The sequence below is a fragment of the Bradyrhizobium diazoefficiens genome (genome assembly GCF_016612535.1).
In the GTDB taxonomy this organism is placed as follows: Bacteria; Pseudomonadota; Alphaproteobacteria; order Rhizobiales; family Xanthobacteraceae; genus Bradyrhizobium; species Bradyrhizobium diazoefficiens_C.
Map to the genome: position 1 here is coordinate 1,724,160 of NZ_JAENXS010000001.1, position 18,021 is coordinate 1,742,180.

Annotated in this window: 14 protein-coding genes; 5 read left to right on the forward strand and 9 right to left on the reverse strand. The window is 65.3% G+C overall.

All coding sequences use genetic code 11. The features are described 5' to 3' along the window. Window positions 1-31: 31 nt before the first annotated feature. From JJE66_RS08135 to JJE66_RS08145, 3 genes are all read right to left on the reverse strand, one after another. Window positions 32-1,240, reverse strand: coding sequence for an acetyl-CoA C-acetyltransferase (locus JJE66_RS08135; protein WP_200513708.1), 1,209 nt, complete (start codon window positions 1,238-1,240; stop codon window positions 32-34). Window positions 1,241-1,310: 70 nt separating this feature from the next. Continuing rightward, window positions 1,311-3,101: an acyl-CoA dehydrogenase C-terminal domain-containing protein gene (locus tag JJE66_RS08140; protein ID WP_200513709.1), complete on the reverse strand. Its 1,791-nt coding sequence runs from the start codon at window positions 3,099-3,101 to the stop codon at window positions 1,311-1,313. Window positions 3,102-3,138: 37 nt separating this feature from the next. Continuing rightward, window positions 3,139-3,525, reverse strand: a complete 387-nt coding sequence (locus JJE66_RS08145; protein WP_200513710.1) for a nuclear transport factor 2 family protein — start codon at window positions 3,523-3,525, stop codon at window positions 3,139-3,141. A 189-nt stretch (window positions 3,526-3,714) separates the two neighbouring features. Here JJE66_RS08145 and JJE66_RS08150 point away from each other — a divergent pair, with 189 nt between their 5' ends. The 4 genes from JJE66_RS08150 to JJE66_RS08165 all read left to right on the forward strand — a co-directional run bounded on the left by JJE66_RS08150 (window position 3,715) and on the right by JJE66_RS08165 (window position 9,152). Beyond that, window positions 3,715-4,305: a PadR family transcriptional regulator gene (locus JJE66_RS08150; RefSeq protein ID WP_200513711.1), complete on the forward strand. Its 591-nt coding sequence runs from the start codon at window positions 3,715-3,717 to the stop codon at window positions 4,303-4,305. 90 nt (window positions 4,306-4,395) lie between these two features. Beyond that, complete coding sequence (locus JJE66_RS08155) at window positions 4,396-4,869, forward strand: antitoxin Xre/MbcA/ParS toxin-binding domain-containing protein (protein ID WP_200513712.1); 474 nt, start codon at window positions 4,396-4,398, stop codon at window positions 4,867-4,869. Next, entirely contained in the window at window positions 4,866-5,369 is a 504-nt protein-coding gene (locus JJE66_RS08160; RefSeq protein WP_200513713.1) for an RES domain-containing protein, read from the forward strand. The genes JJE66_RS08155 and JJE66_RS08160 overlap by 4 nt, the downstream gene beginning before the upstream one ends. Window positions 5,370-5,654: 285 nt before the next feature. Then, window positions 5,655-9,152, forward strand: a complete 3,498-nt coding sequence (locus JJE66_RS08165) for a tetratricopeptide repeat protein (protein ID WP_200513714.1) — start codon at window positions 5,655-5,657, stop codon at window positions 9,150-9,152. A 119-nt stretch (window positions 9,153-9,271) separates the two neighbouring features. Here the strand turns inward: JJE66_RS08165 and JJE66_RS08170 are convergent, their stop codons facing one another. Together JJE66_RS08170 and JJE66_RS08175 are read right to left on the reverse strand one after the other, a co-directional pair. Next, entirely contained in the window at window positions 9,272-10,045 is a 774-nt protein-coding gene (locus JJE66_RS08170) for an MBL fold metallo-hydrolase (RefSeq protein WP_200513715.1), read from the reverse strand. A gap of 12 nt (window positions 10,046-10,057) precedes the next feature. Then, window positions 10,058-10,984, reverse strand: a complete 927-nt coding sequence (locus JJE66_RS08175) for a DMT family transporter (RefSeq protein ID WP_200513716.1) — start codon at window positions 10,982-10,984, stop codon at window positions 10,058-10,060. A gap of 98 nt (window positions 10,985-11,082) precedes the next feature. Here JJE66_RS08175 and JJE66_RS08180 point away from each other — a divergent pair, with 98 nt between their 5' ends. Then, window positions 11,083-11,943, forward strand: a complete 861-nt coding sequence (locus tag JJE66_RS08180) for a LysR family transcriptional regulator (RefSeq protein WP_200515303.1) — start codon at window positions 11,083-11,085, stop codon at window positions 11,941-11,943. Window positions 11,944-12,107: 164 nt separating this feature from the next. Here the strand turns inward: JJE66_RS08180 and pdeM are convergent, their stop codons facing one another. The 4 genes from pdeM to JJE66_RS08200 all read right to left on the reverse strand — a co-directional run bounded on the left by pdeM (window position 12,108) and on the right by JJE66_RS08200 (window position 17,989). Further along, the gene (pdeM, locus tag JJE66_RS08185; protein WP_200513718.1) at window positions 12,108-12,806 is read right to left on the reverse strand and encodes a ligase-associated DNA damage response endonuclease PdeM; all 699 of its coding nucleotides are present in this window, start codon (window positions 12,804-12,806) and stop codon (window positions 12,108-12,110) included. A gap of 152 nt (window positions 12,807-12,958) precedes the next feature. Continuing rightward, on the reverse strand, window positions 12,959-15,523 hold the full coding sequence (locus JJE66_RS08190; protein WP_200513719.1) for a ligase-associated DNA damage response DEXH box helicase: 2,565 nt from the start codon (window positions 15,521-15,523) through the stop codon (window positions 12,959-12,961). A 204-nt stretch (window positions 15,524-15,727) separates the two neighbouring features. Continuing rightward, window positions 15,728-16,957, reverse strand: a complete 1,230-nt coding sequence (locus JJE66_RS08195) for an ABC transporter substrate-binding protein (protein WP_200513720.1) — start codon at window positions 16,955-16,957, stop codon at window positions 15,728-15,730. 105 nt (window positions 16,958-17,062) lie between these two features. Next, window positions 17,063-17,989 (reverse strand): class I SAM-dependent methyltransferase, encoded by a 927-nt coding sequence (locus tag JJE66_RS08200; RefSeq protein ID WP_200513721.1) that lies wholly within the window; start codon window positions 17,987-17,989, stop codon window positions 17,063-17,065. Between the last annotated feature and the right edge of the window lie 32 nt (window positions 17,990-18,021).

The following is an 18,021-nucleotide window of genomic DNA, read 5'->3' on the forward strand; positions in this document are numbered from 1 at the left end:
CCGCAGGGCTAACCCACCCTACGGCAGCTCGTTACACCCGCTCGATAATCGTCGCGGTACCCATGCCGCCGCCGATACAGAGCGTCACCAGGGCGGTGGACTTGTCGGTGCGCTCGAGCTCGTCGAGCACGGTGCCCAAAATCATCGCGCCGGTGGCGCCGAGCGGATGGCCGAGTGCGATCGCGCCGCCATTGACATTGATCTTGGCGTTGTCGATGTCGAAGGCCTGGATGTAGCGCAGCACGACGGAGGCGAAAGCCTCGTTGAGCTCGAACAAATCGATATCCGACTTCTTCATGCCGGAGCGCGCGAACAGCTTTTCGGTGACGTCGACCGGGCCGGTCAGCATCATCGCCGGCTCGGAGCCGATGTTCGCAAACGCGCGGATTTTTGCGCGCGGCTTCAAGCCGTATTTGCTGGCGGCCTCCTTGCTGCCGAGCAGCACGGCGCCGGCACCATCGACGATGCCCGACGAGTTGCCGGCATGGTGCACGTAATTGACGCGCTCGATCTCCGGATGCGACTGCACTGCGACGCCGTCGAAGCCGCCCATCTGCGCCATCATCGTGAACGACGGCTGGAGCTGCGCCAGCGACTGCATCGTCGTCGAGGGACGCATGTGCTCGTCCTTGGCGAGGATGGTGAGGCCGTTGATGTCCTTCACCGGCACCACCGATTTGTTGAAGCGGCCTTCGTCCCAAGACTTCGCCGCGCGCTGCTGGCTCTGCACGGCGTAGGCATCGACATCGTCACGCGAAAAGCCGTATTTGGTGGCGATCAGATCGGCCGAGACGCCCTGCGGCATGAAATAGGAGGGCACCGCCATCGAGGGGTCCATCGGCCAGGCGCCGCCGGACGCGCCGATGCCGACGCGGCTCATGGATTCGGCGCCACCGCCGATCACGAGCTCATGCTGGCCGCTCATCACTTGAGCCGCGGCAAAATTCACGGCATCGAGACCGGAAGCACAGAAACGACTGATCTGCACGCCGGGCACGGCTTCGCCGAGACCCGCCTTGAGCGCGGCAAAGCGCGCAATGTCGGAGCCCGCTTCGCCGACGGGATCGACCACGCCGAGAATGACGTCATCGACCGAATCTTCCGGCAAATTGTTGCGGTCCTTCAGCGCCTTCAACGGCACGGCCGCAAGTGCGAGCGCGGTGACCTCGTGCAGCGCGCCGTCGGCCTTGCCGCGGCCGCGGGGGGTGCGGACGTGATCGTAGATATAGGCATCTGTCATGGGAGCCTCCTGATTACAGCGATTGGTGACGACCGCGACGCGATCGCGATGATTGGTGACGCGAAAATCCTCAGAACGCTTCCGCCGGCAATTCCATGATGGTGGCGCAGCCGGTCTGGACGCGGGCGAGATTGGCCGCGGTCTCCGGCAACATCCGCTCCATGAAGAAACGACCCGTGACGAGCTTGGTCGAGAGATAGGGCGTCGCTCCGCTCTCGGCAATCTTCGCCTGCGTGACCTTCGCCATCTTCGCCCACATGTAGCCGAGCGCGACGAAGCCGAAGAGATGCAGGTAGTCGGTTGCGGCTGCTCCCGCATTGTCCGGCTTCGCCATCGCGTTCTGCATCAGCCACGTCGTGGCCTGCTGGAGATGGCCGAGCGACGCCGAGAGCGGGGTGATGAAGGGCTTCATCGCCTCGTCGCCACCGTTCTCCTTGGCAAAGGCCATGACCTCGCCGAAGAAGGCCATGATGGCGCGGCCGCCGTCGCGCGGCAGCTTGCGGCCGACGAGGTCGAGCGCCTGGATGCCGTTGGCGCCTTCATAGATCATCGCAATACGCGCATCGCGCACGAACTGCTCCATGCCCTGCTCGGCGATGTAGCCGTGGCCACCATACATCTGCTGCGCCTGCACGGCGTTGGCGAAGCCGTAATCGGTGAGGAAGCCCTTCAGCACCGGCGTCATCAGGCCCATGTGGTCGTCGGCGGCCTGGCGGTCCTTGGGATCCTCGGAGCGATGGGCGACGTCGCTCTTCAGCGCGGTCCACATCACGAAGGCGCGCGCGGCTTCGTTGAAGGCGCGGATCGAGAGCAGCGTGCGGCGCACGTCGGGATGCACGATGATCGGATCAGCCGGCTTATCGGGCGCTTTCGCGCCGGTGAGCGAACGGCCCTGGATGCGCTCGCGGGCATAGGCGACTGCGTTTTGATAGGCGACCTCGGACTGCGCGAGGCCCTGCACGGCGACGCCGAGGCGGGCCTCGTTCATCATCACGAACATGCCCTGCATGCCCTTGTTCTCTTCGCCTATCAGCCAGCCGGTGGCGCCGTCGTAGTTCATCACGCAGGTGGAATTGCCGTGGATGCCCATCTTGTGCTCGATCGAGCCGCAGACGACGCCGTTGCGGGCGCCGACCGAACCGTCGGCATTGACCAGGAATTTCGGCACCACGAACAGCGACACGCCCTTGATGCCGGCCGGCGCGCCCTCGATGCGGGCGAGCACGAGATGGATGATGTTGGGGGCGAGGTCGTGCTCGCCGGCCGAGATGAAGATCTTGGTGCCTGTGATCTTGAAGGAGCCGTCGGCCTGGCGCACCGCCTTGGTGCGGAGCATGCCGAGGTCGGTGCCGCATTGCGGCTCGGTGAGGTTCATGGTGCCGGTCCACTCGCCCGCCACCATCTTCGGCACGTAGGTCTTTTTCTGCTCGGGCGAGCCGTGCACGATGAGCGCGGCGGTCGCGCCCATGGTGAGGCCGCCATACATCGAGAACGCCATGTTGGCGGAGATCTGGAATTCGTTGACGGCTTGCGAGAGCGTCACCGGCAGGCCCTGGCCGCCGAACTCGGTCGGAGCAGAGAGACCAAGCCAGCCGCCTTCGGCGACCTGCTTGAACGCGTCCTTGAACCCCTTCGGCGTGGTGACGCTGCCGTCCTCAGTACGCTTGCAGCCTTCGAGATCGCCGACGCGATTGAGCGGCTGCAGCACCTCTTCGGCGAGCTTGGCGGCTTCGCCGAGGATCGCCTCGCGCACGTCGCTTGACGCATCGGAGAAGCCGGCGAGATTGTCGTAGCGGTCGATCTGGAAGACGTCGTTGAGCAGGAAGTTCACGTCTTCGACGGGGGCTTTATAGATCGGCATGGTGGTCTCCCGGCAAGTCTTGAAGTGGTGGAATTGTCTACGATTGGGCGGCGGCCAACTGCTCCGCCATCAGGCGGTGCAGCATGTTGATGGCCTTGAGCGGACGCACCATCACCTTGAAATGGGTGATGCGTCCCTCGGTATCGAAAGTGATGATGTCGACGCCGTTGATCTCGATGCCGTCGATCATGGTCTTGAATTCGAGCACGGCGCCATTGGCGTTCTTCCATTCACCCACATAGGTGAAGCCGGGACCGCCCAGCACCTTCTCGGCGCTCGCCAGATATTTGAAGGTGATGTCGCGGCCACGCTGCGGCGAGTGCACGACCGGGCTTTCGAACACGGTGTCGGGATGCAGCAGGTCCCAGAGCGCTTTCGCATCATGGGACTTCATGTAGCCGTACCAGGAATCGAGGCCGCTCATGTCGGATGCCTCCCTTGAAAGGCCTCCCTTGAAAGGCCTTGGCAAAAAACTCGAAAACAACCCCATGCACAGTAGCGCAGGAGGCCGATTCTGGCGGGTCTCGGGCCCACCTCATATGCACATTGACGCATATGCGTCGATACGCATAAAGTCAAGCTGGTTGGTCAAGGTCACAGGGAGGCAGGTCACATGGCACTGGGCGACGCGATCCTCGCATGCCTGACGGAACGTCCGATGACGGGCTACGAGCTCGCCAAGACGTTCGACTCCTCGGTCGGCTTCTTCTGGAAGGCCGACCACCAGCAGATCTACCGCGAGCTCTCCAAGCTGCGCGACCGCGGCTACATCCAGGGCCGCGAGGTCGTGCAGTCCGGCAAACCCAACAAACTCATCTATACGCTCACTCCGGAAGGTCGAACAGCGCTGCGGCACTGGGCCGCGCGGCCGAGCACGCCGCCCTCGATCAAGGACGACCTGCTGGTGCGGCTGCATGCCCTCGACAGCATCGACATCGAGCCGATCCGCACCGATTTGATGGACCGCCTGGAGCATCACCGCGACCGGCACGAGAACTATGAGCGGATCCTGAAAAAGCGTTTTCCCGAAGGAGCGGCGTCCGGCGTGCTCGACCTCGGCAATCTGCTGCTGCTTCGCCTCGGCGCCCGGCACGAGCAGATGGTGGCCGATTTCTGCGAGGAGGCGCTGGAAGCGCTGTCAGCGATGAGCGGCAAGAGCACGGTGGTGCCGCTGGAGGACGGCAAGCGGGAGGGAAAAAGCTGAGCATCCGCGCTGTCGAGCCCATACGTCGCCACTTGAAAGTCCATACGACACTTGTCATACTGTATACGACAAGTGGCGAGGACTACGCCGATGGACGAACGAGCTCAATCTCCTGACGTTGCCCGGCTAGCGGCGGTCGCTCGACTTCTCGGAGGGACCTCCACCTTCCGAAAGATGCCTCGGAGCCCATTGGAGGCTCACGAAATTCTCGTGAACGGCCTTCCATCCAAGGCACTGCTGTATTTGGTCGCGAATTTCGCTTTTCTCCGCTGGGACGATTCGTTCGCCAGGGCGATCGGAATGAGCCACCGAACCTATCAGCGGCATACGGCCGAAGATATTCGTCAGCTCAGCTCCGAGCAGAGTGGCCGCGCGTGGAAGCTCGCAGAGATATTGGCGAAGGCGACTTCGATTTTCGGATCGAAGCAAGAGGCCGAACAATGGCTGGAACGTCCGGCCATCGGTCTCGATCAACGCAAGCCGATCGATCTGCTGGCGACCCCTGCCGGCGTCGAGCTCGTCGAGGATTTTCTCGCACGGCTTGAGTATGGCGTTTACGCGTGACGCCGCTTCCTGCACCGCTCGGAGGCTCCGAGCTGGTGGCCTGGCGTCTCGATCAATCCAAATACGCGGCCACTTGGGACAGTGGCGAGGGGGCGTTTTTGGTCGGCGGCCGTTGGAATAGCCGAGGCGTTCGGGCCGTGTACTGTGCGATCGATCCCGCTACGGCGATTCTGGAGGTCGCCGTCCATAAGGGATTTCGCGCGCTGGACACCGTGCCTCATGTGATCACGGCGGCAACCATCGATCCGGACGGCGTCTTTGTGGTCGAGCCCTCTACGGTTCCAAACCCCAATTGGCTGAGGCCGGGGATACCGAGTGCCGGCCAGCAGGCGTTCGGGGACGAATTGCTGGCAAAACACAGGTTCGTTGTGATTCCGAGTGTGGTTTCGACCGCGAGCTGGAACCTGATTTTCATCGATTCCAACGCCTCCGGCTCCTACAAACTGAGATCCCAGGATCCATTTGCCTTGGACACCCGTTTGCATCCACCTGTTCGTTAAGAGCTGTCGGACGGCAGGCGGGCGATCCAGTACGCCGCGGCGACTCGATTCTAACCGCGCGGCCTCAGAGTACTGGATGCCCGCCTCCGCGGGGCATGACATCGGTTCCCGCCGCCCAACTTTAAGACACCCGCGACGCGTTCCTTAACCCGTTATTTACCGTAACGGACAAAAGTCGGTTTTCGAGGCAGACGACCCGCGCCGAATTCGATTGTCTTGCAACCGGCACGCGTGGGGAGACTGGAGGCGCCGGGTGGGGCGCCGGAGTCGGAACCGGACAGAGTCATGAATTCGCGCGTATCGTGGAGTGTTGACGGCATCGATCCATCCGTGAGGGAGCGGGCCGAAGCTGCTGCGCGTCGCGCCGGCATGTCGCTCAATGATTGGCTGAACTCCACGCTCGGCGAGACTGCCCCGCCAAACTTTCGCGGCCCTTACGAGCAGCGTCAGGACCAGCGTCCCGATCCGCGCGCTCAGCAGATGCCGAGCCAAGGACCCGACCAGGGACCGAGTCAGGAAAGCCGCGAAGTCGCCGACATCCATCAGCGGCTCGACGCGATCACCCAGCAGATCGAACGCATTTCAAAGCCCGCCGCACCGCGCCGGGACTCTTCTCGCGAAAGAGACGTGTCGCGCGAGCAGGGCGTCGCCCGCCAGCTCAACGACGCGATCTCGCGGCTCGATGCCCGGCTCTCGCAGATCGCGCGGCCCCAGCAGCCGCAGCAACCTCAAGCACCGCAGCAGCCTCAGGCGCCGCGGCCGGCACCGGTCGTAGCGCGCCAACGCCAGGCCGATGCGGTCGAGCGCGCGGCAGCCCAAGTCTATCGCAGCTCACCACCGCTGAGCCCCGCGTCGTTCGATGTCGCCGTCGCCGAGATCACTGCACGGCAGAGCGAGCTCGACGGATTCGCACCGCGGCAGATGCCGCCGCGCGCCGCGCCGCCGATTGCGCCCGCGGCAACCTATACACCGACGCCGTTGCCGCCGATGGCGCCGCCCACGCCTGCCTATGCTCCGCCGCCACCGCAGCCGGGGCCGGATTTCTCGTCGCTCGAACGCCATCTGCTCAAGATCACCAGCCAGATCGAATCGCTGCAGCGTCCTGACAATACCGAGCAGGCGATCAACGGCTTCCGCGCCGAGCTCGCCGAGATCCGCAACGCCATCACCGAGGCGATGCCGCGCCGCGCGATCGAATCGATCGAGAACGAGATCCGCTCGCTGCACCGTCGTATCGACGAGACCCGCTCGTCCGGCACCGACGGCCAGGTTCTGTCTGGCATCGAGAACGCGCTGTCCGATATCAAGCAGGTGCTGCGCACGCTGACGCCGGCCGAACAGCTCACCGGCTATGACGAAGCGATCCGCAATCTCGGCGCCAAGCTCGATCTGATCCTGCGCGCCAACGACGATCCCTCGACGGTGCGCCAGCTCGAAGGCGCGATCTCGGCGCTGCGCGGCATCGTCTCGAACGTCGCCTCCAACGAAGCGCTGGCACGCCTGTCCGAGGACGTGCAGCTGCTGTCGTCCAAGGTCGACCAGGTCACCCGCGCTCCCAGCCACAGCGACAGCTTTGCGGTGCTGGAGCAGCGCATCGCCGCGCTGACGTCTGCGCTGGAAACGCGCGAGCGGCCACAACCGGCCGAGAGCACCGAACACCTGGAAGGCGCCATCCGCGCGCTGTCGGACCGTTTCGACCGCATGCAGGTCGGCAACGACTCGGCCTCGACCTTCGCGCATCTCGAGCAGCGGGTCTCCTATCTGCTGGAGCGCATCGAAGCCGCCTCCGATTCGCGCGGCGGAAACTTCACCCGTGTCGAGGACGGGCTGCACGACATCTTGCGGCACCTCGAACGGCAACAAGCGACCTATTCCGCGCTCGCCGAGAGCCGCAGCTCGGCGCCGCCGCCCGATTCCGGCATGGTCGATCTGGTCAAGCGCGAACTCTCAGACATCCGCTTCAGCCAGTCCGAGACCAACCGCAGCACGCAGGATTCGCTGGAGGCCGTGCACAACACGCTCGGCCACGTCGTCGATCGCCTCTCGATGATCGAGGGCGATCTGCGCGCGGTGCGCACGGCGCCGCCGGCCCCTGCCCCGACGGCTGCGCCGATGCCGATGGTCGAGCCGCCGCCGATGGCGCGCGAGCAACGGCCGCCGCAGCCGAACTACGATCCGAAGCCCGAGCTGCCGAATCCGGCCGCTTCGCAACAGCCGGCGCACTCCAGCTTCGTCGCCGCGCCGCGTGAATTCCATGCCGCAGCGCCGGCCGCCCCGCCGCCAGCGCAAGCCACACCACTTTTGCCGCCGCGCGCGATCAGCGAGATCCTGGAGCCGCACACGGCGCCCGCGCGCGCCGCGATCGCGCCCGAACTGCCGCCGGATCATCCGCTCGAGCCCGGCACCCGCCCGAACGGCCGCCCCGCTACGCCGTTCGAGCGCATTGCCGCGTCCGAGAGCGCGATCAGCGAAATCCCCGCCGCGCCGAAGGAGCCGGTGTCGTCGTCGAGCTTCATCGCGGCCGCGCGCCGCGCCGCGCAAGCTGCCGCCGCACAGCCGCCGGAAAAGCCCGCCCGTGGCGTCAAGGCCGCGATCACGGCCCGCACCAAGGACAAGGGTCAAGCAAAAGGACAAGCCGCGGGTCAGGAAGGTGGCTCGACCATCACCTCGAAAATCCGCTCGCTGCTGGTCGGCGCGAGCGTGGTCGTGATCGTGCTCGGCACCTTCAAGATGGCGATGAACCTGCTCGAAGGCGGCAGCACACAGCCGGCGCCGCAGGCGATGGAGAACACGTCGAGCCAGCCCACACCGCAGGCGCCGCCGGTCGAGAGCAAGCCCGCCGCGCCCGAGCAGGTCACGCCATCGATGACCTCGCCGACGCCGATCGGCAAGCAGTCCCTGAACAATGCCGCGCGGGCGCCTGTGACGACTTCCGGCAACACGGCTTCGGTCGAAATTCCGCCCGCTCCCGCCGCAGCGCCAACCCCGCCCGCGGCGAACAGCGATATCACCGGCGCGCTGTCGGGCATGAGCCGCGCACGGCTCGGCACGGTGCAGGTGCCGCCGAGCGAGAAGCTGCCTGACGGCATCGGCGGTCCGGGCCTGCGCACCGCCGCGATGAAGGGCGATGCGACCGCGGCCTACGAGATCGGCGTGCGCTTTGCCGAAGGCAAGGGCGTGGCCGCGAACTACGACGAAGCCGCTAAATGGTACGACCGCGCGGCGCAGGCCGGCGTGGTGCCGGCGACCTTCCGCCTCGGCACGCTCTACGAAAAGGGCTTAGGGGTGAAGAAGGACGTCGACATCGCCCGCCGCTACTACACGCAGGCGGCTGAGCGCGGCAACGCCAAGGCGATGCACAATCTCGCGGTGCTCGACGCCGACGGCGGCGGACGCGGCGCCAACTACAAGAGCGCGGCGCAATGGTTCCGCAAGGCCGCCGATCGCGGCGTCGCCGACAGCCAGTTCAACCTCGGCATCCTCTACGCCCGCGGCATCGGCGTCGAACAGAACCTCGCCGAATCCTACAAATGGTTCAGCCTGGCTGCCGCCCAAGGGGACGGAGATTCGTCGACCAAGCGCGACGACGTCGCCAAGCGCCTCGATCCGCAATCGCTCGCCGCCGCCAAGCTCGCGATCCAGACTTTTAGCGCCGAGCCGCAGCCCGACGACGCCGTCAGTGTCCATGCGCCTGCCGGCGGCTGGGACACCGCGCCGCAGGCGAGCACCAAGCCGGCGCCGAAGCCGGTCGCTGCGAAGAAGTCGGCGTCGGCCGCGCATTAAGGCATCTCAAGCACCAAGGTATCTCCACTCGTCATTGCGAGCGCAGCGAAGCAATCCAGAGTCTCCGCGGAGACAGGCTGGTTGCTTCGCTGCGCTCGCAATGACGGCGGTGGTGATAGCTAGGGCGCCTCGACTACCGTCGGCACGCCGGGCTCCAGCAGCCGCAGCCGCGTGCCGAAGCCGAGCACGTCGAACGTCTTGCGCAGGTCCTCGCTGTTCTGGCGGAAATGCGCCCAGCCTTCGGTGTGCACGGGAACGATCATCGCATCGGGGAAGGCGCGCGCGGTCTCTATGGTGTCGTTGGTGTCCATGGTGAGATGGAACGGCCCGCGGGTCTGCGCAGCGCCGGCGAACGGCAGCACCACGCCGCATTTGAAGCGGCGCGCGACCTCGGCGACGCCGTCGAACCAGGTGGTATCGCCGCTGATGTAAACCGCGCGCGTGTCCTTTCGGCTCGACTGCACCACGAAGCCGATGACGTCGCCCGACAACGGCTCGATGCCGGCCGGGCCGTGGCGCGCGGGCGTCGCGGTGATCGTCAGCGTGTTGTCGTCGTCGTCCTTCAGATGCGCAGTCGCCCAGGGCGCGAGGCCCTCGACATGACCACCGAGACGTCTCGCGCCGGCCTCCGTCGTCAGCGCGCGCGGCGCATTAAGCAGATAGTCGCGGCCGGACTTGTCGAGATTGTCCGAGTGCTGGTCGTGGCTGAGCAGCACGGCGTCGATCGGGCCGATCGCTTCGGCCTTCATTGCGGGACCGATGGTCTTTTCCAGCTTCACATGCGGTAATTCGTAAGCACCGGGCGCGTCGAAGGTGGGATCGGTGAGCAGGCGAAAGCCGTCGATCTCGATCAGCGCAGTGGGCCCGCCGATCAGGGTGATGGAAACAGGCATGAGGAACTCCTCTTACGCGACGGGCCTTTCAAGAGGAGACTTGGCGGGGCGCGTCACCAGGTAAATGCCGACCGCCACCGGAATGATCCCGAGCAGGTCACGCGCCTCGACGTGCTCGCCGAGCACGAGATACGCGAACAGCATGCCGAGCGGCGGCATCAGGAAATGATAGGCACTGGCGGCGGTGGCGCCACACACTTTCAGGAGATGAAACCAGAGCCAGTAAGCCAGGATCGAGCCGCCGAGCACGAGGAAGGCGAAGGCGCCGATCAAGCCTGGCGTGACGTCGATCAAATGAACGTCCGCGAAGGTCAGCGCGACCGGCGTCAGCACGATGCCGGCGGCGAGATTCTGCACGCCATTACCGATCCACAGGCTTCCCTTTGGCGCCAGCAGCTTGAACAGGATGGTGCCGGCGACGATGGAGGCGAGCGAGGCCAGCGTGAACATGATGCCGTGAAACGAGTCGGTGCCGATCGACAGGCGATGCCAGACGATCGCTATCACGCCGATGATGCCGAGCAACAACCCGCTGGCCTTGCGCCAGGTCATGCCTTCGCCGAGCAACAGCGCGGCGAGCGCCGCCGTGAATACCGGGTTGGCCGAGACGATCAGGCCGCCGAGACCGGCGGACACTGATTGCAGACCGGTGTAACCGAGCCCGAGATAAAGTGCGTTGTTGGCAACGCCTAGCACCGCGAAGATCGCAGCGTCGCGCCAGGACAGCGACCAGTCATCACCGCGGACCAGCGTTGCACCGAGGATCAAGATGCCGGCGAGCGAGAAGCGCGCGGCGAGCAGGATCAGCGGCGGACAATGGGTGACGCCGATCTTGCCGGCGACGAAGGCGTAGCTCCAGAGCAGGCAGAACACGCCGATAGCAAGCGGCAGGGTATTGAAGCGGCTGCGGGGGACGGACATCGAGGGGGCAAGGGACATGTAGGCATTCTCCTGAGCCCTCGATCTAGGGACGCGGGTTGCTATTTGGAAATTAAATGATTAACTCACAATCAGTGGATTTATAAATGGAGGCGTCCGTGCTCGATCTGGAGCTTCTGCGCAGCTTCGTCTCGGTCGTCGAGGCCGGCGGCTTCACCCGCGCCGGCGAGCGCGTCCACCGCACCCAATCGACCGTCAGCCAGCAAATCAAGCGGTTGGAGGAGGATGTCGGCCAGGTGCTGTTGCACCGTGACGGCAAGGACGTCCGCCCGACCGAGGCCGGCGAGCGGCTGCTTTCCTATGCACGGCGGCTGCTCACGCTCGCGGAGGAAGCACGCGACGTGCTGCGCGACGAGGGCGAAGGCGCGATCCGGCTCGGCATCCCCGAGGATTTCGCGGCGTATCGGCTGGCAAAGCTGCTGGGCGCGTTCTCGCGCTCGCATCCGGGCTTGCGGCTCGATGTGCGCGCCGACCAGAGCAAGAATCTGTCCCGCGACCTCGAACGCGGCGAGCTCGACCTTGCGCTGTTCAAGCGCGAGGCCGGCGCGAAGGGCGCGATCGCGGTGTGGCCGGAGCGGGTGCATTGGGTCACCAGCAAGAGCCATCCGATCGACGTCGCCGTGCCGTCGGTGCCGTTGATCGGCTTTCCGCTCGGCTGCCTCTACCGCGCCGGCGCCATTCACGCGCTGGAAAGTGCCGGCCGCGCCTGGCACATGTCCTATTCGTCATCGAGCCTTGCCGGCATCCAGGCCGCCGTCGCCGCCGGCATGGGCCTGAGCATTCTGTCGGAGATGTCGATCCAGGCCGACCATCGCGTGCTGACCGCCAAGGATGGTTTTGCGCCGATCAACCGCACCGAAGTGGCGCTGATGGCCGCGCCCAACGCCACGTCCGCGACGCTGCGGCTGGCGGACCGGCTCGCGGAGTTTTGCGAGACCGTGCAGGCGAAGGCGGCGTGATCTTGTGAGATGCGTAGGGTGGGTTAGCCCTGCAGATGCGCGGAGCGCATCTGCTCGGCGTAACCCACCACTGTCTGTCGCTACGGAAATGAAGGTGGTGGGTTACGCCAGCGGACTGCGCTTCGCGCAGCCGCAGGGCTAACCCACCCTACGAAGCGTGCGCCTCAATAACACCGCGATGCGGCAATCGCGTGCACGCGGCGGTCGCCGAGCAGGTGGGCGACAAAGCCGTTCTTCGGAAAGATTTTTGCGAACGCCGCGTCGCGGATGCTGAGGCCGCCGGCATAAGCGCCAAACGCCGGCATCACGGCGCGCTCACCGTCACTGGCAAAGCAGCGACGCTCCATCGAGCGGCCGCGCGTCGAGACGCGGGCCTTGGGATGGAGATGGCCGGCGATCTCGCCATGCGCGCCGGTCGGCTCGTGACGGAAGGTGATTGGGCCAATTGCGACTTCGTCGGCAATGGTGCCGCCGAGATCGCGCGGCAGCATCGGATCGTGATTGCCTGAGATCCAGATCCAGTCGCGCCCCGTCTGGAGCGCTGCGACCGCGTCACGATCATCCGCCGAAAGCCGCTCATGCGCGGAGCGGTCATGAAAACTGTCGCCGAGCGCGATGACCATTCGAGGGTCATGGCGGGAGATGACAGCAGCGAGCCGGCCGAGCGTCGCCAGCGTGTCGTAAGGCGGCAGCAGCACGCCGCGTGTGGCGAAGCTGGAACCCTTCTCCAGATGCAGATCAGAAACGACGAGCAGGCGCTGCTCTTCCCAGAACAACGCGCCGGAGAGATCGGCGTGAAGTGACACCCCGGCGACATCCAGTGTGCGCGTTGATGAGATCGATAGCGCCACTTGCTCCGTCATGGCCGGGCATAGCCGTTCGAAGAACGGCGTCGCTTCCGCTCGCCTATGCCCGGCCATCCACGTTCTTGTCGCGGCAGGAAAGACGTGGATGCCCGGGTCAAGCCCGGGCACGACGGCGTTGATGGATTAGCGCGCCTCACTGGCAAAATTCTCTACGACATCGCCTCTTTGACCAACTCTTCGGCGGCTTCGGCCAAGAGCTCGTCTCCAGCTTCGCCATAAACTGACTCGCGGCCGATTTCCAGCATCACGGGGACGGCGAGCGGGGAGACGTGGTCGAGTTCCCGGTGGGTGATGCGGCCCTGGATGCGGACGAGCATATCGCTGAGGCGGCGCAGATCGAGCAGACCGGTGGCGGCATCGGCGCGGGCGGCGCGCAAGAGGACATGATCGGCCTGGTGTTTGCGCAAGACGTCATAGACCAGATCGGTCGAGAACAGCACCTGGCGCCGGCTTTTCTCCTCGCCGGTATGGCGTCGCGCGATCAGGCCGGAGATGATCGCGCAATTGCGGAACGTGCGCTTCATCAGCGCGGATTCAGCGAGCCACGCCTCGAGGTCGTCGCCGAGCATGTCGGGATCGAACAGCGCGTCGAGGTCGATCCGGCCATCTCTAATCATGAAGGACAGGTCGCCCAGCGCCCAGATCGCCACCGCATATTCGTTGGCGACGAAGCCGAGCGGCCGGGCGCGGGCGCGCTCGAGCCGGCGCGTAAGCAGCATGCCCAGCGTCTGGTGCGCGAGCCGGCCTTCAAAGGGATAGCAGACGATATAATGCTTGTTCGCGCGTGGAAAACTTTCCACCAGCAGCTCACGCACGGCCGGCACGCGCGACACGTCCTTTTGCTGTGACAGCCAGTCGCGCACCTGCTCCGGCAATCCTTTCCACGCGTGCCCGTCGTCGAGCAGGCGCCGAACCCGCTCGGCGAGATAGGTCGAGAGCGGAAACTTGCCGCCCATATAGGACGGCACCTTCGGGTCCTTGTCGTTGGCGCGCGAGACATAGACCTGGTCCTCGACCAGGGTCTCGTAGCGCACCACCTCGCCGCTGAACACGAAGGTATCGCCGGGCGAGAGGCCTTCGATGAAGGCCTCTTCGATCTCGCCGAGCAACCTGCCGCCGCGCGCGATCACGCCCGTCGATCCGGCACCGCCGCCGCGCGAGCGCACCAGCCGCACCTTCAGCATGTCGTCCTCGACGATGGTGCCGACATTCATCCGATAACTCTGCCGCACCTTTGGATTGGCGACGCGCCAGCGTCCCTCCTTGTCCTGCTTGATGCGGGCGAAGCGCTCATAGGTCTTCAGCGCGTAGCCGCCGGAGGCGACGAAATCGACGACGTCGTCGAAATCCTGCCGCGAGAGATCCGCGTAGGGTGCGGCGGTGCGCACTTCGGCATAGAGTTCATCCGAGAGAAACGGCTCGCCACAGGCGCAGCCAAGCACGTGCTGGGCCAGCACGTCGAGCGCGCCGGTGCGCAGTGGCGGCGTGTCCTGTGCATTCTCGGCGATGGCGTCGATGGCGACGCGGCATTCCAGCACCTCGAAGCGATTGGCCGGCACCAGCACGGCGCGGGAAGCCTCGTCGAGACGGTGGTTGGCGCGGCCAATGCGCTGCATCAAGCGCGAGGAGCCCTTGGGCGCGCCAATATTGACGACAAGATCGACATCGCCCCAGTCGACGCCGAGGTCGAGCGAGGAGGTGCAGACCACGCCGCGCAGTCTGCCCGCCGACATGGCGTCCTCGACCTTGCGCCGTTGCGCGACGTCGAGCGAGCCGTGATGCAGGGCGATCGCAAGGTTGTCGTCATTCATGCTCCAGAGATTCTGGAACAGCATCTCGGCCTGGCTGCGGGTGTTGACGAAGACCAGCGTGGTCTTGTTTGCCTTGATCAGCTCGTAGATTTCGGGAAGCGCGTGGCGCGCGCTGTGGCCGGCCCAGGGCAACCGCTCGCGTGTGTCGAGCATCTCGACCAGCGGCGGCGCGGCACCGCCGGCGATGACGATGTCGGCCGATTCGGCGTTGTCCTTCGGCTGCGGCACAAGGAAGCGGGCCAGCGATTCCGGCTCGGCGACCGTCGCCGACAGACCGATGACGCGCATCTGCGGTGCCAGCCGCCACAGCCGCGCCAGCCCCAGCGATAGCAGATCGCCGCGCTTGGACGTCACCAGCGCGTGCAGCTCATCGAGCACGATGCGCTTTAACGAGGCGAACAGGAACGGCGCGTCGTCGGAGGACAGCAGCAGCGCGAGCTGCTCGGGCGTCGTCAACAGGATGTCAGGCGGATAGCGCCGCTGCCGCTGGCGCCGCGACACCGGCGTGTCGCCGGTGCGGGTCTCGACCTTAATCGGCAGGCTCATCTCGGCAATCGGCCGTTCCAGATTGCGGGCAATGTCGACGGCCAGCGCCTTCAGCGGCGAGATGTAGAGTGTGTGGAGACCGGCGCTGCGCTGGACGGCGCGGCCGGTGGAGACGACGGATTTCGCCGGTGCCGAGGGAGTAGAACTCAGCTCCACCAGCGTCGGCAGAAATCCCGCCAGCGTCTTGCCGGCGCCGGTCGGCGCGATCAGCAGCGCGCTAGCGTCTTCTCGCGCTTTCTCCAGCAGCGCGAGCTGATGCTCACGCGGCGACCAGCCGCGGGCCGAAAACCATTGCTGGAAACGGTCGGGCAGCAGCGCGGCCGGCTCGGCCGATATTTTGAGAATGCGGGGCGGCACGGCATCACAGGTAAGCCGTGGGCGCGGGTTCGTCGAGGGGTGGAGGCTTCCTTCGCCTCGCCCCGCTTGCGGGGAGAGGCCGGAATGCGCGTAGCGCGGATTCCGGGTGAGGGGGAGTCTCCGCGAGTCCAACTGCCGCCGTCCCCGCGGAGAGAGCCCCTCACCCCGACCCTCTCTCCGTAAGAACGGGGAGAGGGAGAATACTCACTCCGACATCGGCTTGTCGGAGATGTCCCAATCCTTGCCGCTGAAGATCGAGATATAGAGCGTCTTCATCGGCGTGTAGTCCTCGGGCGTGTAGTCGTAGGTGACGCCATCGAGGAAATAGGGCGAGTGGAAGCCTTTGAGCGTGGACGCCTGCTTCAGCACGTTGGCGCGGGTGAGCTCGTCGCCACAGCGGCGCAGGATCTCGCCCATGGTGACGGCCTGGCCGTAGCCGGCGAAGGCGATGGTGTTGTCGGGGTCGATGGTCGGGATGTAGGTCTTGCGCAGCGCCTCGAACGCCATCACGTCGGGATCCTTCTCCCATTTGGGCAGGCCGACTTCCTTGTTGTAGCGGATCGCGACGATACCAGCGGCGTTCTCCAGCCCTGCCGCATTGAGGATCGAGCGACCGGTCGAGCCGGCCGACAGCAGCTGCAGCGGCTTCCAGCCGAGCTCGGCCACTTTCCGGATCGACTGCGACGACGCCTTGCCGGTGGAGATGTTGTAGAAGACATCAGCGCCCGACTTCGAGAGATTGATGAGCTGGGAATCGACGGTGGGATCGGTGAGATCGTAGGTCTGCTCCATGATGACAGATGCGGTGCCGCCGGCATCGGCCAGCACCTTCTTGAAGGGCCCCAGGAAATCGCGGCCGAAATCGTCGTTCTGGTAGAGGATGCCGACCTTGGCATTCGGCTTCACGCTGACGACGTGCCGCGCCAGGATGCGCGCCTCGGTCGGATAGAGCGGCAGGCCCGCCATCGTCCATTTGAACTCTTTCGGTTGATTCCACTTCGACGCGCCGGTGTTGAGCAAGAGCTGCGGAACGCCCTTGGAATTGAGGTATTTGTGCACAGCGGTCTGCGGCGCGGTGCCGAGCGAGCCGTAGAGCGCGAGCACCTCTTCCTGCTCCACGAGACGCCGCGTCGCCTCGACGCATTTCGGCGCGCTGTAAGCGTCGTCCATGGTGAGAAACTTGATCTTGCGTCCGTTGATGCCGCCCTTCTCGTTCAGCATCTGGAAATACGCTTCGCCAATGCGCCCGAGCACGCCATAGAGCGAGCCGGGGCCGGAATGCGGCACGGTCTGTCCGATCTTGATTTCGGTGTCGCTCGCGCCCGCGTCGTATTTCTTCTCCGCGGCCCAGACATAGGGCGCGGGCAACACGGATGCGGCGATGGCGGCGAGCGCGGCGGCACTGACATCGCGCCGCGATGGATTCTTCGTCATTGTTGTTTCTCTCCCTAATGCGCGCATTGTGCTGGCATCCCGCCACGCGCCGCAAGTAGGAAGTTCGTCGCTTTGCTCAGATCGCAGAGCGATTAGCGTCTAGACTCAAGTTTTCTCGGCGACGACGACGAGGCCGCGCACCGGCTCGTTGTTCTCGATGCGCGGCGACGCGGGCTCCAATGTCACAAGCTTGAGCCCAGCCCTGGCAATCGCGCCGCGCACATATTCCGCCGAATGGGCATAACGCAGGCCTTCGCCGAGGACGATGCCGCTGCCGTCATGCGTTTCCAGTGTGAACGCAAGCACGCCGCCTGATACGAGCACGCGCTCGGCTTCGCTCAGCACCGGCGCGAGATCGGAAAGATAGACGAACGCATCCGCAGCGACGACGAGGTTCGCGCTGGCGTCAGCCTTGCCGCGCAGGCCCTCGATCATATCGGCGACCTCGAGCTCGGCATAAAGCTCCGTCGCACGCGCCTCCTTGATCATGCCGGGCGACAGATCGATGCCGGTGAAATGATCGACCTGTTTGGCGAAGGCGGCGGCCGCGAGCCCGGTGCCGCAGCCGAGATCGATGGCGTGCTTGAACAGAGCGGGCTTCTTCGCAGCAACGCGTGCGGCCACCACCGCCTTGAAGATCAGGGACGGCGCGCGATAGTCGAGATCGTTGATCAGCGTGTGCTCGAAGCGCGGCGCGTATTGATCGAACAGCGCCTGCACATAGGCCTTGGGCATCTCGGAGAGCTGTTCGTCACCGAGCCGGATCAGATGCAGGCTGGCGCCGTGCTGATCACCGGGATCGAACTCACGCGCTTTGCGGAAGGCCGCGACGGCCTTGTCGCGCTCACCGAGCTGCTGGCGGATTTCGCCGAGCGTGAACCAGGCCGAGGTGAAGTTCGGCGCCAGCTCGAGCGCCTGCTCCAGCAGGTCGGCGGCGGCGGGCAGGTCGCCCTTGAGCTGGAGGTCGCGCGCGAACTCGAAGCGGCGGTCGGCCATGAGATCGCCGGAGGTCAGAAACAGGCGGAGCGGCATTGGGAACCAGAAGGATGACTCGAAGAATTCGC